General features: G+C 41.7%; 17 protein-coding genes. 12 read left to right on the forward strand and 5 right to left on the reverse strand.

Annotation, left to right across the window (positions count from 1 at the left end; translation table 11 throughout):
• Nucleotides 1-30: 30 nt before the first annotated feature.
• From argF to glnL, 4 genes are all read right to left on the reverse strand, one after another.
• Complete coding sequence (gene argF / locus KCV09_RS02655) at nucleotides 31-951, reverse strand: ornithine carbamoyltransferase (RefSeq protein WP_004936766.1); 921 nt, start codon at nucleotides 949-951, stop codon at nucleotides 31-33.
• 100 nt (nucleotides 952-1,051) lie between these two features.
• Nucleotides 1,052-1,708: a TetR/AcrR family transcriptional regulator gene (locus KCV09_RS02660; RefSeq protein ID WP_288378901.1), complete on the reverse strand. Its 657-nt coding sequence runs from the start codon at nucleotides 1,706-1,708 to the stop codon at nucleotides 1,052-1,054.
• 130 nt (nucleotides 1,709-1,838) lie between these two features.
• Entirely contained in the window at nucleotides 1,839-3,314 is a 1,476-nt protein-coding gene (gene glnG / locus KCV09_RS02665) for a nitrogen regulation protein NR(I) (RefSeq protein ID WP_004936774.1), read from the reverse strand.
• Nucleotides 3,301-4,410 (reverse strand): nitrogen regulation protein NR(II), encoded by a 1,110-nt coding sequence (gene glnL, locus KCV09_RS02670; protein WP_004936777.1) that lies wholly within the window; start codon nucleotides 4,408-4,410, stop codon nucleotides 3,301-3,303. The genes glnG and glnL overlap by 14 nt, the downstream gene beginning before the upstream one ends.
• Before the next feature lie 340 nt (nucleotides 4,411-4,750).
• On the opposite strand from glnL, the gene rimO reads away from it, so the two are divergent.
• From rimO to lpxA, 12 genes are all read left to right on the forward strand, one after another.
• Nucleotides 4,751-6,094 carry a 30S ribosomal protein S12 methylthiotransferase RimO gene (gene rimO / locus KCV09_RS02675; protein ID WP_055414566.1) on the forward strand — a complete coding sequence of 448 codons (1,344 nt, stop codon included), beginning with the start codon at nucleotides 4,751-4,753 and terminating at the stop codon, nucleotides 6,092-6,094.
• Nucleotides 6,095-6,147: 53 nt separating this feature from the next.
• Nucleotides 6,148-6,879 (forward strand): UMP kinase, encoded by a 732-nt coding sequence (pyrH, locus tag KCV09_RS02680; protein WP_004936781.1) that lies wholly within the window; start codon nucleotides 6,148-6,150, stop codon nucleotides 6,877-6,879.
• Nucleotides 6,880-6,956: 77 nt separating this feature from the next.
• Nucleotides 6,957-7,511, forward strand: a complete 555-nt coding sequence (gene frr / locus KCV09_RS02685) for a ribosome recycling factor (RefSeq protein WP_004936784.1) — start codon at nucleotides 6,957-6,959, stop codon at nucleotides 7,509-7,511.
• A gap of 6 nt (nucleotides 7,512-7,517) precedes the next feature.
• Nucleotides 7,518-8,267, forward strand: coding sequence for a polyprenyl diphosphate synthase (gene uppS, locus KCV09_RS02690; RefSeq protein WP_025094866.1), 750 nt, complete (start codon nucleotides 7,518-7,520; stop codon nucleotides 8,265-8,267).
• Between the two features lie 2 nt (nucleotides 8,268-8,269).
• Nucleotides 8,270-9,094: a phosphatidate cytidylyltransferase gene (locus KCV09_RS02695; protein WP_004936791.1), complete on the forward strand. Its 825-nt coding sequence runs from the start codon at nucleotides 8,270-8,272 to the stop codon at nucleotides 9,092-9,094.
• Nucleotides 9,095-10,291, forward strand: coding sequence for a 1-deoxy-D-xylulose-5-phosphate reductoisomerase (ispC, locus tag KCV09_RS02700; protein ID WP_212515486.1), 1,197 nt, complete (start codon nucleotides 9,095-9,097; stop codon nucleotides 10,289-10,291).
• Nucleotides 10,292-10,295: 4 nt separating this feature from the next.
• On the forward strand, nucleotides 10,296-11,651 hold the full coding sequence (gene rseP, locus KCV09_RS02705) for an RIP metalloprotease RseP (RefSeq protein ID WP_004936798.1): 1,356 nt from the start codon (nucleotides 10,296-10,298) through the stop codon (nucleotides 11,649-11,651).
• Nucleotides 11,652-11,691: 40 nt separating this feature from the next.
• The gene (gene bamA / locus KCV09_RS02710) at nucleotides 11,692-14,178 is read left to right on the forward strand and encodes an outer membrane protein assembly factor BamA (RefSeq protein ID WP_004936801.1); all 2,487 of its coding nucleotides are present in this window, start codon (nucleotides 11,692-11,694) and stop codon (nucleotides 14,176-14,178) included.
• Nucleotides 14,179-14,226: 48 nt separating this feature from the next.
• A complete protein-coding gene (locus tag KCV09_RS02715) occupies nucleotides 14,227-14,727 on the forward strand; it encodes an OmpH family outer membrane protein (RefSeq protein WP_151815218.1) in 501 nt (166 codons plus the stop codon).
• Nucleotides 14,728-14,730: 3 nt separating this feature from the next.
• The gene (gene lpxD, locus KCV09_RS02720; RefSeq protein WP_212515487.1) at nucleotides 14,731-15,801 is read left to right on the forward strand and encodes a UDP-3-O-(3-hydroxymyristoyl)glucosamine N-acyltransferase; all 1,071 of its coding nucleotides are present in this window, start codon (nucleotides 14,731-14,733) and stop codon (nucleotides 15,799-15,801) included.
• Nucleotides 15,802-15,807: 6 nt separating this feature from the next.
• Entirely contained in the window at nucleotides 15,808-16,293 is a 486-nt protein-coding gene (gene fabZ / locus KCV09_RS02725; protein WP_025094871.1) for a 3-hydroxyacyl-ACP dehydratase FabZ, read from the forward strand.
• Entirely contained in the window at nucleotides 16,290-17,078 is a 789-nt protein-coding gene (gene lpxA / locus KCV09_RS02730) for an acyl-ACP--UDP-N-acetylglucosamine O-acyltransferase (RefSeq protein WP_004936813.1), read from the forward strand. The genes fabZ and lpxA overlap by 4 nt, the downstream gene beginning before the upstream one ends.
• A gap of 44 nt (nucleotides 17,079-17,122) precedes the next feature.
• On the opposite strand, the gene KCV09_RS02735 is transcribed toward lpxA, so the two are convergent.
• Entirely contained in the window at nucleotides 17,123-17,968 is an 846-nt protein-coding gene (locus tag KCV09_RS02735; RefSeq protein ID WP_119026196.1) for a YbgF trimerization domain-containing protein, read from the reverse strand.
• Between the last annotated feature and the right edge of the window lie 136 nt (nucleotides 17,969-18,104).

The following is an 18,104-nucleotide window of genomic DNA, read 5'->3' on the forward strand; positions in this document are numbered from 1 at the left end:
TTGGAGATCAGGCTTTTTTAAAATTTATGCTTAAGATCGCTTTAAATTTTCATTCAATAAAAATTCCATCAATGCTTTTTGTGCATGCAATCGGTTTTCAGCTTCGTCCCATACCACAGAGCTTTTATGATCGAGCATGTGTTCAGAAATTTCTTCACCACGATGTGCCGGAAGGCAATGCATAAATAGACAATCTGGATGAGCAAGTTCCATCAGTTTTTCATTGACTTGAAATGCGGCAAAAGCTGCTTCACGTAACTTTTGTTCTTCTTCTTGTCCCATGCTGGCCCACACGTCGGTCACGATCAAATCTGCATTTACAGCCGCATCTTCAGCATTATTAAATACTTCAACACAGTGCGCAAATTCAGCCATAAATTCAGGTTTTGGTTCATAACCTTTAGGTGCACCAACCTTTAATTTAAAGCCCATCATGTGCGCAGCTTCAATATATGAATTACACATGTTATTGCCGTCGCCAATCCATGCAACGGTTTTGCCTTGAATACTTCCACGATGTTCTTGATAGGTTTGAAGATCTGCAAGTAGCTGACATGGATGATGATCATCTGTCAGACCATTGATCACAGGGACAGAAGAGTAAGATGCAAAGCGCTGCACAACATCGTGACCAAAGGTGCGAATCATGACAATATCAAGCATGCTTGAAATAACGCGTGCAGAATCTTCGATCGGTTCACCACGGCCTAGTTGTGTATCACGTGGTGAAAGAAAAATTGCACTTCCACCAAATTGAGCTATTCCTGCTTCAAATGAAATTCGAGTTCGTGTGCTTGATTTCTCAAAAATCATTCCCAACACTTTACCTTTAAATGGCTGAAACAGTTCATTATTGTGTTGCTGGCGTTTTAGTTCGCTTGCTCGATCAAGGAGATTCTTTAATTCAGTAGAAGAAAGATCGCGTAAAGTAAGAAAGTGCCGTAGAGCCATGGTTACTCCACAATAATTGTTTTATAACAATTAGTTGCTGGTTGGTGAACGAAAAAAACAATCGAGTAATATACTATATGATACAAAAAATGCAAAAAAATTAGTTTAATTTGTGCGCGTTTAAAAAAAGATCAACGCAATAATTGATGTGTTCGTGAATGTCCTCACAATCGGTCGTTAAAGGAACCCCCATAATAATCTTCCATTCAATATTTCGAAGGATACCAAAGTACATCATGGCTGAATTTAAGGGTTTTTTGCACTCAATCTGTCCTTTTTCTGCTGCATATTGCAGTGCATCAGCAATGCATTTTTGAATATATTCTGGACCTTTTTGGTGCAAGTACAGGGCTAGATCTGGATTACGCTGTGACTGCTCGATTAATAAACGCATAAAAGCAGAATTTTCTGTGCAGGTAATTTTGGCAAAGAAGTTATATAAGGTGCTGGTTAAAAAGGAACGAAGATCATCCTGTTGAGCGTCGTAAGAGGCACAGATATTTTTGAAAAACAGTTCGCGACGATAATCACAAATCGCAGTAAACAAACCTTCTTTACTACCAAAGTATTTATAAATCGAGGCTTTCGATCCACCTGCATGATTTACGACATCATCTAAGGACACCGCATCATACCCTTTTTCAAGAAACAGTTCTGTTGCACTAAGTAATAAAGCCAGCCAGCGCTCATGCCCCCGACGTGTTAAGGGGAGATCGCACTTTGTCGGGCAGGTTTGTCGTGTCATCTGTTTAGACATAAAAAAGGAGGGTAATACTAATCGTGTATTTAAGTATAACAAATTGTTTGATGTTGTGCTTTTGGGGCTGGTGCAGGGGCTGAGAGGTTTTTAAAGTGAGAGCCCACATGTGACTCTCACTTTAAAGTATTTAGATTTCAGATTCTTCTTCTACGTCGTCTTCAGCCGCAATACCGAGCTCTTTGAGCTTTCGGGTGAGGGTGTTTCGACCCCAGCCAAGTAACTCAGCAGCATGGCGTTTTCGACCACGAGTTTGTTGCAGTGCCGCGTTAATGAGTGTTCTTTCGAACATTGGCGTGGCAATATCCAAAATTTTCATCTCACCATTTTTGAGCTTTTGAATCGCCCATTGGCCTAGTAGCTCATCCCAGTGATGTAGAGAAATGCGATCAAAGTTTGGTGTCGCAATATTTGTATCTGCTGATTTCTGGATCGGGATTTGTTTGAGTTCAGAAGGTAAATCTTCCGGATAAACTTCTCGACCAGTAATCATGACCGTCAACCAGCGGCACGTATTTTCGAGCTGACGCACATTACCTGGCCATGGCAGTTGCTGCATATAGTCAGTTGTTTCGGTACGCAAAATCTTGGGACTCACCCCAAGCTCTTTTCCAGCTCGGGCAAGAAAGTGCTGCGCTAGCATTGGAATGTCTTCGCTGCGGTGGGCCAGCTTAGGAATATGAATACGAATCACGTTTAAACGATGATACAAGTCTTCACGGAAGCGTCCTTCATTCACCAGTTTTTCTAGATCTTGATGCGTTGCTGCAACAATACGTACATCGACCTTAACTGGAATATGGCCACCTACACGATAAAACTCGCCATCTGCAAGTACGCGAAGTAGTCGTGTTTGCGTTTCAAATGGCATATCGCCAATTTCATCTAAAAATAACGTACCACCATTGGCCTGTTCAAAGCGGCCTTGACGCTGTGTATTGGCACCAGTGAAAGCACCTTTTTCATGACCGAACAACTCGGTTTCAATTAAGTCCTTTGGAATGGCGGCCATGTTGAGCGCAATAAAGGGTTTGCTGCTACGTGGCGAATGCTTATGCAGTGCATGTGCAACCAGTTCTTTTCCGGTTCCCGATTCGCCATTGATCAACACAGTGATATGCGACTGAGAAAGGCGCCCAATTGCTCTGAATACTTCCTGCATGGCAGGCGATTCGCCAATGATTTCAGTTGATTGAGCAACCGATGCTGACTTGCTGGCTTCTTGTTGTTGTAATTTATTGATATGCAAGATGGCACGATTGACCAGTGCAAGAGCTTCATCGATATCAAATGGCTTAGGTAAGTATTCAAAAGCACCCGTTTGATAGCTAGACACAGCCGATTCAAGATCTGAATGCGCTGTCATAATAATCACAGGTAAATCTGGATTGCTGTTTTTGACTTTACCTAGAAAAGTAAGGCCATCGATACCTGGCATACGGATATCGGTTAAGATCACATCCGGTGCATCGTCGAGTAATTGGTCAAGCGCAGTCTGAGCTTCTTCAAAACTGGTGACATCAAAACCTTCTTCTTTAAAGGTTTTCTCTAAGACCCAGCGCATGGCGCGATCGTCGTCAATTACCCATATTTTATTTCGCGACATGGTCTGTCTCCCAAGGTAGATATAAGCTAAATACAGTTTTTCCGGGTACAGATTGGCATTCAATCATCCCGTTGTGTTGATGCATAATATTTTGAGCAATACTCAAGCCCAGTCCTGTGCCTTTGGCGCGCCCAGTAACCAGTGGGTAAAATACAGATTCAATAATATCTTGCGGAATACCCGGGCCATTGTCTTCTATATCAATTCGAATGGCTGAGCGATTTAATACCCCATTAATGGTCACTAGTCGTTGAATACGCGTACGTAAAGATAAATGTGGCGCTTCTTCAACGAAAAATTCCTTATTTTCTGTCATGGCTTGAATGGCATTTACACTAATATTCAGCATGACTTGAATGAGTTGATCGCGATCTGCTTTGACATCTGGCAGTGAAAGATCGTAGTCGCGCGTAATCTTAATTTTCTTTTTGGTTTGATTGACTATCAGTGAGCGCACACGCTCTAAAGGTTCGTGCACATTGACATCTTCATAACTTGGTAGCTGTCTCGAACCCAGCATGGTATCGGCCAGATTTCGAAGACGATCCACTTCGCTGATAATAATATCGGTAAACTCTTCGTATTTCGGATCGTTAAGACTACGTGCCAGAAGTTGAGTTGCGCCGCGAATACCACCAAGCGGATTTTTGATTTCGTGAGCAACGCCACGAATCAGTTGCCGTGCAACTTGATGTTGCTGAATAAAGTTTTCTTCTTTAGAAATTTTCAGCATCCGATCAATCGGATTTAACTCGATCAATAGCAATGGATGATACGGTTTGCCGGTATTGAGCTGTGAAACGGTGTAGTCGACATGAATGTCTTTGAAATTGACATTAATTACCGCTTCACGCCGCGTATAATGCTGCCCAGAATTCAGGGTGTTTAAAAGCGCCTCGTAGGTATTAAAGGTATCATCAGGTGCATGCATTAAGTTAATGGCAGGTTGACCGGCAGCCCTTAATAGGCTGATGTCGAATAGTGCTTCACAGGATGAGTTCAAATAAAACACATTCAGATTGCTATCGACCAATAAAATAGCAGTGGTCATATTGTCCACTAAAAGTCGGTAGTCGATAGTCGGTTGGTGATCCATTAGCGGAAGTATCCTGTTTTAAAATGGCGCAATGGCATCTTGTTAAAAAATATCTGTCCTTGTTATGAGATATATCCGAAGCAAAATGCACGCCAACTTTGCCAATTAAAGTGCAATAGCAATATTTTTGAGTTAAAAATGTGCTACATGGTCTATTAGTGAATTTTTTTAACACATTCTTAGCGTGATGATCTGTAATTATGCCTTTAATTGGTGCATTTTGATGAAAATATAAATTTTTATGAATTATTTTGGTGCGCTAATGAATCGTTAATGAATCGACCTGTTTTTCTTTTCAGAAACATCATACAATACGCGGATTCTAGTGGAGTGCAGATTCATGAAATCCCCCAAAGTCGGTTTTGTATCTTTAGGTTGTCCTAAGGCATTGGTAGATTCTGAACGAATTTTAACTCAGTTGCGTACTGAAGGTTATGAAGTAGCATCAAATTACGATGGTGCAGATTTAGTTGTTGTGAATACCTGTGGTTTCATTGAATCTGCAGTACAAGAGTCATTAGATGCGATTGGCGAAGCCATGAATGAAAATGGCCGTGTAATTGTGACAGGATGCTTGGGTAAAGACGAAGACAAAATCCGTCAAATGCACCCAAATGTGCTTAAAGTCACTGGTGCAGCAGCCTATCAAGATGTGATGGAAGCGGTACACGAGTATGTGCCTGCGCCGCCTAAACATAACCCGTTTATCGATTTAGTTCCAGAGCAAGGTATTCGTCTTACACCAAAGCATTATGCGTACTTGAAGATTTCAGAAGGCTGTAATCATCGTTGTACCTTTTGTATCATTCCAAGTATGCGTGGTGATTTAGTATCGCGTCCAGTTGGATCGGTGCTTGAAGAGGCCGCAGCGCTTAAGCGTTCTGGCGTTAAAGAAGTTTTGGTGATCTCACAAGATACGTCTGCTTATGGTGTCGATACCAAATACAAGCTTGATTTCTGGAACGGTCAACCTGTAAAAACCAAATTTTACGACATGTGTGAAGCCTTGGGTCAGATGGGTATCTGGGTACGCTTACATTATGTTTATCCGTATCCGCATGTCGATGCCGTAATTGATTTGATGGCTCAAGGCAAAATTTTGCCGTATTTAGATATTCCTTTTCAGCACGCCAGTCCGCGCATCTTAAAATTGATGAAGCGACCAGCCCATAGTGAAAATACTTTAGAGCGTTTAAAAGTATGGCGTGAAAAATGCCCGGATCTCGTCATTCGATCAACCTTTGTAGTCGGTTTCCCGGGTGAAACTGAAGAAGATTTCCAAATTTTATTAGAATGGCTTAAAGAGGCCCAGCTCGATCGCGTAGGTTGCTTTACCTATTCACCTGTTGAAGGTGCGACAGCAAACGATTTGCCAGATCATGTTCCAGAAGAGATTAAACAAGATCGTTACGAGCGTTTTATGCAAGTTCAGCAAGAAATTTCGGCTGCCAAATTGCAAAAGCGTATCGGTCAAACCATGACTGTTTTGGTGGATGATCTTGAAGATGAATTTCCAGTAGCAGTGGCTCGCTCTTATGCTGATGCACCTGAAATCGATGGAAACGTATTTGTCGAAGATATTGATAAGTCCATGATTCAGCCTGGCCAGTTGCTGGAAGTGGAAATTACCGACGCTGACGAATATGACTTATATGCCAAGCTGATCAAGATCAAAGCAGCTTAGTTGCGCGTTAACAAACAGAATTCAATTTAAACATCGCATTTTGGAGCATAATTATGGCTGATACGAACAGTCCTCGTTATTCACGAATTTTGTTAAAGCTGTCGGGCGAAGCATTGTCAGGCAATAAAGATATGGGAATCGATGCTCAAGTGCTCGATCAAATGTCTTTATCGATTGCACACTTGGTCGGCTTGGGTGTGCAGGTTGGTATCGTGGTTGGTGGTGGTAACCTATACCGTGGCAGTCAATTGCAAAAAGATGGTTTGGTAGGCCGTGTAACTGGCGATCAAATGGGCATGCTGGCGACGGTCATGAATGGTCTAGCGATGCGCGATGCACTAGTACGCCGTAACATTAAAACTCGTTTGATGTCTGCTTTGTCGATTGGTACTGTGGTAGAACCATACTCAAGTCGTGATGCAATTCGTTATTTGGGTCAGGGTGAAGTCTGTGTATTTGTAGCAGGTACCGGAAATCCATTTTTTACAACGGATACAGCTGCATGTTTGCGCGGTATTGAGATTGAAGCTAATCTTATTTTAAAAGCCACAAAAGTTGATGGTGTTTATAATAAAGATCCAAGTAAATACGATGATGCTGTTAAGTACGATCAATTGAGCTTTGATCAGGTGCTTGACGAAAAACTCGGTGTAATGGATTTGACTGCGATTTGCTTATGCCGTGATCATAATGTGCCGTTACAAGTATTCGATATGAATAAGCCAGGTGCATTATTGTCGGTTATCATGGGTGAAAAAGAAGGAACCCACGTCACCAACAGATGACGGCGCCTTTAAAGCTCTTTATACTAGCCCACTAATTTAGTTTTACACTTTTTGAATGAATAAGTAAGGAAGATCATATGATTAACGATCTCAAACAAGACAGCGAACAGCGTATGCAAAAAACTCTAGAATCGCTAGAGCAAGGTTTTGCAAAAGTTCGTACAGGTCGTGCACATCCATCAATTTTAAATGGTGTCATGGTTCCTTACTATGGTTCAGATGTGCCTCTTAATCAGGTTGCAAACGTGGGTGTTGAAGATTCACGTACGCTTATTGTTCAGCCATTTGAACGTACGATGGTATCTGCAATTGACAAAGCGATTCGTGAAAGCGACTTGGGTTTAAACCCAATCACTGCAGACGCGATTCGTGTGCCGTTACCCGCTTTGACTGAAGAAACACGTCGTGACATGCAAAAAGTTGCACGTACAGAAGCTGAAAATGCCAAAGTCGCGATCCGTAATATTCGTCGTGATGTACTTGGTGATATCAAAGCATTGTTGAAAGAAAAAGAAATTTCTGAAGATGATGAGCGCCGTGCAGGTGATGATATTCAAAAAATTACCGATAAATATGTTGCTGAAGTTGATAAGCGTTTGGCAGCAAAAGAAGCAGAATTGATGAAGGTCTAAGTTTTTATGACCTTATTAGAAGAGCACCATCTTCCAAAACATGTTGCCATCATTATGGATGGCAACAACCGTTTTGCCAAAAAAAATCAAATGCAAAAAGGAGATGGTCATCGAGAGGGTAAAAATAGTTTAGACCCGATTGTTGAGCATTGCCGTTCAAGAGGAATTCAGGCCTTAACGGTCTTTGCTTTTTCGAGTGAAAATTGGAATCGTCCGCAAATTGAAGTCGATTTGCTGATGAAGCTTCTCGAGGAGGCGATTCATGAGCAATTGCCTCGCATGCGTAAATTCAATATTCAGTTGCAGTTTATTGGTGATCGTTCGCGGTTATCTCCTCATTTACGTGATCTTATGCGAAGTGCAGAGCAAGAAACAGCAAGTTTTAGCTCCATGACGCTAACCATTGCTGTGAGCTATGGTGGGATGTGGGACATTGCAGAGGCGGCAAAACAAATTGCCAGTGATGTACACACGGGTCATCTGGATATTGGGCAAATTGACGCTTCCTTATTTGGTCAGTATGTTAGTCTGAACGAGCTTCCACCAGTCGATTTATTGATTCGAACTGGAGGCGATTATCGTTTGTCTAACTTTTTGCTTTGGCAGGCTGCCTACGCAGAGCTTTACTTTACAGAAACATTGTGGCCAGAGTTTTCAACTCAAGAGTTCGACCACGCATTAGATGTTTTTGCTGGCCGTGAACGCCGTTTTGGTAAAACATCAGAGCAAATCCAACAAGATAAAATTGAGAATTAATAATGTTAGAGCGGATCCTAACCGCGTTGGTGTTAGTGGCAGTGGTGCTGATCTGCATGTTTGCTACCCAATCGCATTATCCTATGTTTGGATTGATGATCTTAGCGGCAGGTGTTGCAGGCTATGAGTGGTTCAAGCTTATGCCAAGAACCACACCACATGTGGTCAAGCCTAAAGCATGGTGCTATGGTGCTGTAGTTGCACTGATTGCAGGGCTGGCGTTATTTTATAATGACGTGGCACTCTTACTATGGTCGGCATCCATTTTGACATGGTTGGTGAGTAGCTTCTGGGTGAAATCTTATCCGGAGTACGATGGCTGGTACAACGCGACATTGTATATACTTGGTCTAATTCTGGTGAGTGCTGCTGTCACTGCGATCTTTGAGGTATGGAAAGCATCTCCGTGGTGGTTGATGTATCTATTTCTTCTAGTTTGGGGTGCAGATACTGGTGCTTACTTTGTTGGGCGTAAATTTGGTAAGCGAAAACTTGCACCAACGGTCAGTCCAAATAAATCAATCGAGGGGTTGATTGGTGGTGTAGTGATCACGGTTGTCGTGATTATTGTGGTTGAGTTCTTTTATCTAGATCTATCCCTTGCACAACATATTCTTTTTCTGATTCTATCTTTATTGACTGTATTTGCCTCTGTTTTAGGTGATTTGTTTGAATCCATGATTAAGCGTCGAGCGGGAATCAAGGATTCAGGACGTATTTTGCCAGGTCATGGTGGTGTACTCGACCGAATTGATTCATTGTTGGCTGCTGCTCCTGTTTTTGCTGCAGGAATTTATCTATTGAAGCTCATTGGTGTAGATTTATAAATGACACAATCTGTTTGTATATTGGGTGTGACCGGTTCGATTGGACAAAGCACTTTAAGAGTTTTAGAGCAGCATCCAGATCAATATTCAGTGTATGCCGTTACCGCATATAGTCGAATTGATGAACTACTGGCGATATGCAAACGGGTAAATCCTCAAGTTGTGGTGATTCCTGCTGAAAAATTTGTTCAGCTTAAGCAGCTTTTTATCGATGCTCAACTTGAACACATTGAGATTCGGGTCGGATCTGAAGGTTTGATCAGTGTGACTTCTGCTCCGGACGTAGACATTGTGATGGCGGCGATTGTAGGTGCGGCGGGTTTGCTGCCAACACTCGCAGCAGTTAAGGCAGGTAAGCGTGTATTGCTTGCAAACAAAGAATCGCTGGTGATGTCTGGTGATATCATGATGCAGGCTGCTCGCGAACATCGTGCCTTGTTGTTGCCTGTCGATTCAGAACACAATGCGATTTTTCAGTCTTTACCACATAATTACTTGAGTCTGTCCCCAACAGGATCTCCTCAGCTTGGTGTATCTCAAATTTTATTGACTGCATCGGGTGGGCCATTTCTGGATTATCCAGATGATTTGTTGTCACAAGTAACTCCGCAACAAGCATGTAAACATCCAAACTGGTCAATGGGACAAAAAATTTCTGTTGATTCCGCTACACTCATGAATAAAGGGCTTGAATTAATCGAAGCCTGTCATTTGTTTTCAATTTCTGAACATTTTGTTACAGTTGTCGTTCATCCACAAAGTATTATTCACTCCATGGTTCAATATGTAGATGGTTCTACGTTAGCGCAAATGGGGAATCCAGATATGTGTACACCAATTGCGCATGCACTGGCGTGGCCTGAGCGTATAGCAACAGATGTCCCAGCTCTGGATGTCTTTGCTCACGCGCAGTTGAATTTTAGACAGCCTGATACACAAAAGTTTCCTTCCTTAACGCTTGCCAGAGAAGCGATGCGATCTGGTGGTTTGGCGCCATGTATACTTAATGCAGCCAATGAAATTGCAGTTGAGGCATTTTTAAATCATAAAATAAAATTCACTTCGATACCGGAAGTGGTTGAGCATGTGCTGAATCACGTGCAAAATGATAAGGCAACCAGTATTGAGCATGTTCTAGAGATCGATGCTGTAGCACGACAGGTTGCAGGTCGTTACATCCAACAGATCAGAGGCTAGAAAGATGAGTGTATTGTATATTGTCATCGCTGCAATATTGCTGCTAGGTCCTCTTATTGCGATACATGAGTTTGGTCATTACTGGGTGGCCCGAAAACTTGGCGTGAAAGTGTTGGTCTATTCAATTGGTTTTGGGCCAACATTACTTAAATGGACGTCTAAAAAATCGGGCATACAGTATCAGCTTTCGGCGTTGCCGCTCGGTGGATATGTCAAGATGCTTGATGAGCGTGAAGGTAATGTTGCCGAGGCTGACTTGCCGTATGCGTTTAATCGTCAATCGCCATGGAAACGGATTGCAATTGTCGCGGCAGGCCCTTTGATTAACCTACTGTTTGCTGTGGTTTTGTTTTGGATTCTCTTTTTACCTTCACAAGAACAGCTCAATACGCGAATTGGGAAAGTTATTCCCAATACACCTGCAGCCGAAATGGGATTAAAAGCAGGTGATCAAGTTGTATCTGTCGATGGTAAAGAAACACCTACTTGGGAGCGTCTAAATTTTGCACTGGTTGATCGTGCAGGTGAAACGGGTCAAATCCGTGTCATGGTCAATGATCAAGGTACAGATAAAACGGTAAATTTGCCGATACAAGATTTTTTGAAAAATCAGAGCCAATCAGCGCTTGATGTACTTGGTTTTCTGCCGTATCGTCCCGCCATGCCAGCAGTCATTCATCAGTTGAGTGAGGATGGTGCTGCAATACGTCAGGGGATGAAGGTTGGAGATCGTATTTTAAGTATAAACGGCTTAAAGATGAACGATTGGTTCGATGTGGTCGATATTGTTCAAAAATCACCTGAGAAATTGCTTAATATAGATGTCTTACGCGAGGGGCAGCTTGTTCATTTACAAGTGATGCCACAAGGTAAACGTGACAGTATGGGTAATGTTACAGGAATGCTGGGTGTTCAAAGTAATCCTGGTAAGGTAACGATTCCTGCTGAATATAAGCAGTTAATTCAATATACTCCTATCCAGGCAATGGGTATGGCTGTTGATAAGACCGTGCAAATCTCTGGCATGATATTGAATTCCATTGTGAAAATGGTTCGTGGTTTGATTGGTCTTGAGAATTTATCGGGTCCGATTACAATTGCTAAAGTTGCAGGTCAAAGCGCAGAAATGGGCTGGCAAACATTTATCTCTTTTATGGCTCTCATGAGTGTGAGTTTGGGGATTTTAAACTTGCTGCCGATTCCTATGCTGGATGGAGGACATTTGGTTTATTACTTTATTGAAGCCATACGCGGTAAACCTGTTTCCGAACAAATACAAATGTTCGGTCTAAAAATTGGTATGGTACTGCTCGGTAGCATGATGCTTTTAGCGCTTTTTAATGATTTTATGCGTCTATAAACGCTGATATGGAAAAATTAACTTACTGGAAAAAACTGGCATGCGGCACACACATTTATTAATGCCTTTGGCACTTGTTAGTGCTATGGCAGCGGTACAACAAGCATATGCAGCAAATGGTTTCATTGCACGCGAAGTAAAAATAGAAGGCTTAGTCCGTCTTACACCTTCAAATGTTTACAATATGTTACCGATTAACAGTGGGGATCGTGTTGATGATCCTACGATTGCCGATGCCATTCGTACATTGTATGCAACGGGTCTTTTCGATGACATCAAAACCTATAAGCAAAACGATGTCCTCACCTTTAGAGTGGTTGAACGGCCAGTCATCTCTAAAATTGAATTTAAAGGCAATAAGCTCATTCCTAAAGAGGCCTTGACTGAAGGTCTGAAAAAAATGGGTGTGGTTGAAGGTGATGTGCTTAAAAGCTCAGCACTGCAGACCATTGAAACGGAACTTGAGCAGCAATATGCCCAGCAAGGTCGCTATGATGCAGACATCAAAGTTGAGACCATCGCGCAGCCAAATAACCGTGTTGCTTTAAAGCTGGATTTCTATGAAGGAAAGCCTGCTAAAGTTGTCGAAATCAATCTGATTGGTAATACTGTATTTAGTGACAGTGATATCAAGCAAGCCTTTGCCATTAAAGAGAGCGGCTGGTCTTCAATTGTTACGCGTAATGATCGTTATGCACGTGAGAAAATGGCGGCAAGTCTTGAATCACTGCGCGCGCTTTATTTAAACAAAGGGTATATTAATTTCAATATTAATAACTCTCAGTTAAATATCAGCGAAGACAAGAAAAAAATTTTTGTTGAAGTATCTGTTACCGAAGGCAGTCAGTTTAAATTTGGTCAAACCAAGTTTCTTGGCGATGCGCTTTATCAGCCACAAGAGTTAGAAGCTCTCAAAATCTATAAAGACGGTGATACTTACTCGCAAGAGAAAGTAAATGCTGTTAAGCAATTGCTTTTGCGTAAATACGGTAATGCTGGTTATTACTTTGCAGAAGTGAATGTTGTTCCGCAAATCAATAATGAAACCGGTGTGGTTGATCTTAATTACTATATCAACCCGGGTCAGCAGGTTAAAGTTCGTCGTATCAATATTACGGGGAATACTAAAACCGCTGATGATGTATTGCGCCGCGAAATGCGTCAGATGGAAGGCGCACTTGCAAGTAACGAAAAAATTGACCTTTCAAAAGTGCGTCTGGAGCGTACAGGCTTCTTCAAAACAGTTGATATTAAGCCAGTTCGTGTACCAAACTCACCAGATGAAGTTGATCTTAATGTCAATGTAGAAGAGCAGCATTCAGGTTCTACAACCTTAGCTGTAGGTTATTCTCAAAGTGCAGGTATTACCTTCCAAGCAGGTTTAAGTCAAACCAACTTGCTCGGTACGGGGAATCGTTTTGCACTTGACTTGACTCGTTCGCAAACTCAAGACTATTACAACTTAAGTGTTACAGACCCTTACTTTACCATTGATGGTGTAAGTCGTGGTTACAACCTTTACTACCGTAAAACCAAACTCAACGACGAATACACTGTTAATAACTATGTCACGGATAGTTTTGGTGGTAGTTTGTCATTTGGTTATCCAATTGATGAAAATCAAAGCTTAAGTGCATCTTTGGGTATTGATTCGACTAAAGTAAAAACTGGCCCGTATGTCTCTACTTATGTACGTGATTACTTATTGGCGAATGGCGGAAAAACGACAGGTACATCGACATATTGTACTGTTGATCTGACCGAAGCGAATAACTTTACGTGTCCTGCAGGATCGACGGTTACTTATGACTCTCAATTTGAGGGTGACTATCTCACTTATATCCTCAACTTAGGATGGTCATACAACACGCTGAATCGTCCGATTTTACCAACCTCAGGTACGTCACATCGTGTCAACCTTGAAGTAGGTTTGCCGGGTAGTGACGTCGATTACCAGAAGTTATCATACGATACGCAAGCCTATTTCCCACTAGGAAAAGACTTTGTACTCAGAGGCTACGGTAAACTTGGTTATGGCAATGATTTACCATTCTATAAAAACTTCTTTGCTGGTGGTTACGGTTCGGTACGTGGTTTCGAAAGTAGCACATTAGGTCCGCGTTATCCGGGTGTTGTTTATCAAGAATCTGGTAAGACTGATCCTGATTGGGAAGCAGTCGGTGGTAATGCACTGGTGCAGTTTGGTACAGAGCTTGCACTCCCTGTACCGTTTAAAGGTGACTGGGCGCGTCAGTTCAGACCAGTGATCTTTGCTGAAGGCGGTCAAGTTTTTGACACCAAATGTGATCTTCCATCTGGGAAATATTCGATTAATGGTGTAGATGCCAAGAAGTATTGTGAAGATAACTACGGCTTCGATCTGGGTAACCTCAGATATAGTGTGGGTGTAGGCTTTACGTGGATTACGATGATTGGTCCATTATCTTTGAGTTATGCATACCCACTTAACAAAAAAGATGGTGACGATACACAATCGATCCAATTTGAAATTGGCCGTACTTTCTAAAGTACGGTTCACTTTTGATCTGTATGTTTTCCTGATTAAGGAACAGTTATGAATAAAATGAACAAAATTTTACTGGTTCTCGGTATTGCATCATCGGGTCTTACACATGCTGCTAGTATTGGAGTGGTTGATCTGGCTCGCGTAGTCGATAACAGCACCTATCTAAAACAGCAAAATGCAAATTTGAACCAGTCGGTAAAGCCAAGTACAACGCGTTTAGAACAGTTGGGTAAAGAGCTTGATGCGCTTCGCCAAAAAGCTGAAACTGAAGGGCGGAGTATGAAAGAAGCTGATATTCAAAAGCTGAATCAACAGTATCAGGCCAAATTAAGTGAGTTCAATTCAACCCAGCAAAGCTTGCAGACCAAAGTTCAGGGTGGGTTGCAGAATATGAACAACACCTTTGAAGCACGTGTCAAACAAGCGGCTGAGCAACTCAGAAAAGAGAATAATCTGGATTATGTATTGAATAAAAATGCAGTGATCGCATCGGATACAAAAGATGATTTAACTGACAAAATGATTCAAAAAGTGAATGCAATTAAATAATCCATGAAAGTTCATCAATATTCTTTAGAAACATTGGCTCATCTTGTACAAGGTGAGCTTTTTGGTGATGCAGCACTGAAATTGTCGGGTTTGGCAAGCCTTGAGCATGCAGATAACCAACACATTGCCTTTGTGAATGGAGAAAAGTATCTTGATGCTGCAATTTCCACACAGGCCGGTGCACTCATTGTTCAGCAAGAGTTGAAAGAAAAGCTGACACAGCATCAGAATTTTATTGTTGTGGATAATCCCTATCTGGCATTTGCTAAATTGACGCATGTTTTTGAAAAAAAGCATACGCAAACTGGAATTGAAGCGACGGTTCAAATACATCCATCAGTCGTTGTTCCTGAAAATGTCTATATCGGCCATTATGTAGTCATTGGTGAAGACTGCAAGATTGGTGAAAATACCGTTATTCTTTCTCATACTGTGTTGGCAGATAATGTATCTGTTGGTCATAATTGTATGATCGATTCACATGTTTCTTTGCTTGAAGGCACCACAATTTTGGATCGTGTACGTATCCATGCCAATACCGTGATTGGCGGGGAAGGATTTGGTTTTGCACCATATCAGGGTCGATGGCACCGTATTGTGCAATTAGGCAAAGTTCGAATCGGTAATGATGTGCGTATTGGTTCAAATTGCTGTATCGATCGCGGGGCACTTGATGACACTATTATTGAAGATGGCGTGATTATTGATAATCTTGTGCAAATCGCTCATAACGTGCATATCGGTGCGAATACTGCAATTGCAGCCAATTGCGGGATTGCAGGCAGTACCACAATTGGCAAAAACTGTATCCTTGCGGGTGCCTGTGGTGTGGTAGGTCACATCAACATTGCAGATAATGTGACGTTAACGGGAATGTCAATGGTCACAAAAAGTATTTCTGAAGCCGGAACTTATTCTTCAGGTACAGGTCTTTTGGACAATCATCATTGGAAACGTACAATTGTTCGCTTTAGACAATTAGCAGATGTGCCATTGACCCAAGTCATGAAACGACTCGATCATATACAAGCTCAAATTGAGTCTCTTGAATCAACTTTTAAATTGCGTAAATAGAATATGATGACTGAGTCAAACACTCCTGCGTTTACGATCCCTGAATTGCCAATGGACATTCAAAAAATTCGTGAATACTTACCGCACCGCTATCCATTTCTTTTGGTCGACCGTGTAACTGAAGTCGGTGAAAATAATATTGTAGGTTATAAAAACGTTTCGATTAACGAAGAGTTTTTTCAAGGCCATTTTCCAAACTATCCAATTATGCCTGGTGTTTTGATTGTAGAAGCACTGGCACAGGTAGCAGGTATTTTGGGTTTCATTATGAATAATGAAACACCAAAGCCGGGTTCTTTGTTTCTGTTTGCAGGCGCAGAGAAAGTACGTTTTAAAAAGCAAGTGGTTGCAGGTGACCAGCTGGTGTTAAAAGCTGAGCTTGTGATGCAAAAGCGTGGTATTTACAAGTACAATTGTATTGCGACAGTTGATGGTAAAGTCGCAACAACCGCTGAAATTATAGTTTCACATTTAAGAACAGAGCAGGCATGAGCAATAACGACCTAATTCATTCTACCGCTATTATTGATCCATCTGCTGTAATTGCAGCAGATGCTCAAATTGGGCCGTATTGTGTAATTGGTCCCAACGTCACGATTGGGGCTGGAACAAAACTTCATTCGCATGTCGTTGTTGGTGGTTTCACCCGAATTGGTGAGCATAATGAAATTTTTCAGTTTGCAAGCGTCGGTGAAGTGTGTCAAGACCTTAAATATCAAGGTGAAGAGACTTGGTTGGAAATCGGCGATCATAACCTGATTCGTGAGCATTCTAGTCTGCATCGCGGTACAGTACAGGATAATAGCTTAACCAAAATTGGTAGCCACAACCTGTTGATGGTGAATACGCATATTGCCCATGATTGCCAAATTGGTGACCATAATATCTTCGCAAATAACGTGGGCGTTGCAGGTCATGTGCAAATTGGCAGCCATGTGGTTGTGGGTGGAAACTCAGGTATTCACCAGTTCTGTAAGATTGACTCGTATAGCATGGTAGGTGGTGCATCTTTAATTTTAAAGGATGTTCCAGCTTATGTTATGGTCTCTGGAAATCCAGCACATGCATTCGGTATGAATGTTGAAGGTATGCGTCGTAAAGGCTGGTCAAAGCATGTGATTCAATCTTTACGTGAAGCTTACAAGCTGATTTATAAGTCAGGATTGACCACTGAGCAGGCCATTGAAAAAATTCGTACCGATATCTTACCCGAAACGCCTGAAGTTGAACTTTTAATCGACTCAGTAACTTCTTCAAAGCGTGGTATTGTGCGTTAAGTCGTTAATAAAAAAAGACACTATCAAGTGTCTTTTTTTTTTGCCTACTTGAAGTATTTTACTTCTTCGGCTTGAGGATAGGTTTTTAATAGTTTGGCCTTGAGTTGGTTGGCTGCTGTCGTGTTGTGTTCAACATCTTTGGCGATACTATACAGCTGGTAAAGTGAACGTGGCGCCTTGCTTGAGGTTGGATAGCGTTTTACGACAATATCATAATTCTTTTTAGCTTCTGAATAGTTCACCGGATCTGTAGCCAAGTTAAATTCTGCTAACCAGAAATAGGCATTCCCTGTATAGATGCTATTGGGGTGATTCTTGATAAAATTTTGCATGGGTGCAATCGCTTTTTTTGCACCGCCTTGTTTATAGGCATCTAAAGCAACTGTGTAAGCGGCCTTTTCAAGTTCTACTGGATCTTGTTGATTAGCAGTAGGGGTAGCGTTATTGCCAGCTGCAGCTGAATTTGAGGCAGTGGTAGGTGCAATAGTGGTATTTGTAGGGGATGCTGTGTTTGTTGGAGAGTTGGCAGGAGGTGCTGTATTCGACTGCGCATCCGGATCAGCAGCACTGCTATCAGGATCAAGTTTCTGATTCAATAACTCCAGTCGTTGATCAAGATCGGTATAGCGATTTTGTAAGTCATTCTTTAGTTTTTCAATTTCGTTGTCTTGTTCTTCTAATTTACCGCGTAAGCTACGAATCTCGTTTTCAAGCTGCTGGTTTTTTTGCATGAGCTCCCAGTTAATATTGATGGGTGCAGCAGGAGATGTACCAGATAAAGAACTACCAGTGTTTTGACTCAGACCGCGCGATTCAATGGGAATATTTGCATATGTTTGTGCGCCAATAGAAAGAAGAACGGCTGTAAAAAGCAAATGCTTGTTGAGCATAAGAGAATTCCATTTAAAAACTTAGAAAAATGCGCTATGCATAAGACGAGCAGAGTCATCTTAAATACTGTTGTCATTTCATGTAGTCATTAAAGCATTGGTATATAGAAATGCAAGATGTACTTACAAACTTGTA

Origin of the sequence: Acinetobacter soli, from assembly GCF_018139125.1 — a bacterium.
GTDB classification, from domain to species: domain Bacteria; phylum Pseudomonadota; class Gammaproteobacteria; order Pseudomonadales; family Moraxellaceae; genus Acinetobacter; species Acinetobacter soli.

Coding starts and splice junctions, on each gene's coding strand:
- argF (WP_004936766.1), bottom strand. CDS start 951: ATGGCTCTACGGCACTTTCTTACTTTACGCGATCTTTCTTCTACTGAA.
- KCV09_RS02660 (WP_288378901.1), bottom strand. CDS start 1,708: ATGTCTAAACAGATGACACGACAAACCTGCCCGACAAAGTGCGATCTC.
- glnG (WP_004936774.1), bottom strand. CDS start 3,314: ATGTCGCGAAATAAAATATGGGTAATTGACGACGATCGCGCCATGCGC.
- glnL (WP_004936777.1), bottom strand. CDS start 4,410: ATGGATCACCAACCGACTATCGACTACCGACTTTTAGTGGACAATATG.
- rimO (WP_055414566.1), top strand. CDS start 4,751: ATGAAATCCCCCAAAGTCGGTTTTGTATCTTTAGGTTGTCCTAAGGCA.
- pyrH (WP_004936781.1), top strand. CDS start 6,148: ATGGCTGATACGAACAGTCCTCGTTATTCACGAATTTTGTTAAAGCTG.
- frr (WP_004936784.1), top strand. CDS start 6,957: ATGATTAACGATCTCAAACAAGACAGCGAACAGCGTATGCAAAAAACT.
- uppS (WP_025094866.1), top strand. CDS start 7,518: ATGACCTTATTAGAAGAGCACCATCTTCCAAAACATGTTGCCATCATT.
- KCV09_RS02695 (WP_004936791.1), top strand. CDS start 8,270: ATGTTAGAGCGGATCCTAACCGCGTTGGTGTTAGTGGCAGTGGTGCTG.
- ispC (WP_212515486.1), top strand. CDS start 9,095: ATGACACAATCTGTTTGTATATTGGGTGTGACCGGTTCGATTGGACAA.
- rseP (WP_004936798.1), top strand. CDS start 10,296: ATGAGTGTATTGTATATTGTCATCGCTGCAATATTGCTGCTAGGTCCT.
- bamA (WP_004936801.1), top strand. CDS start 11,692: ATGCGGCACACACATTTATTAATGCCTTTGGCACTTGTTAGTGCTATG.
- KCV09_RS02715 (WP_151815218.1), top strand. CDS start 14,227: ATGAATAAAATGAACAAAATTTTACTGGTTCTCGGTATTGCATCATCG.
- lpxD (WP_212515487.1), top strand. CDS start 14,731: ATGAAAGTTCATCAATATTCTTTAGAAACATTGGCTCATCTTGTACAA.
- fabZ (WP_025094871.1), top strand. CDS start 15,808: ATGACTGAGTCAAACACTCCTGCGTTTACGATCCCTGAATTGCCAATG.
- lpxA (WP_004936813.1), top strand. CDS start 16,290: ATGAGCAATAACGACCTAATTCATTCTACCGCTATTATTGATCCATCT.
- KCV09_RS02735 (WP_119026196.1), bottom strand. CDS start 17,968: ATGCTCAACAAGCATTTGCTTTTTACAGCCGTTCTTCTTTCTATTGGC.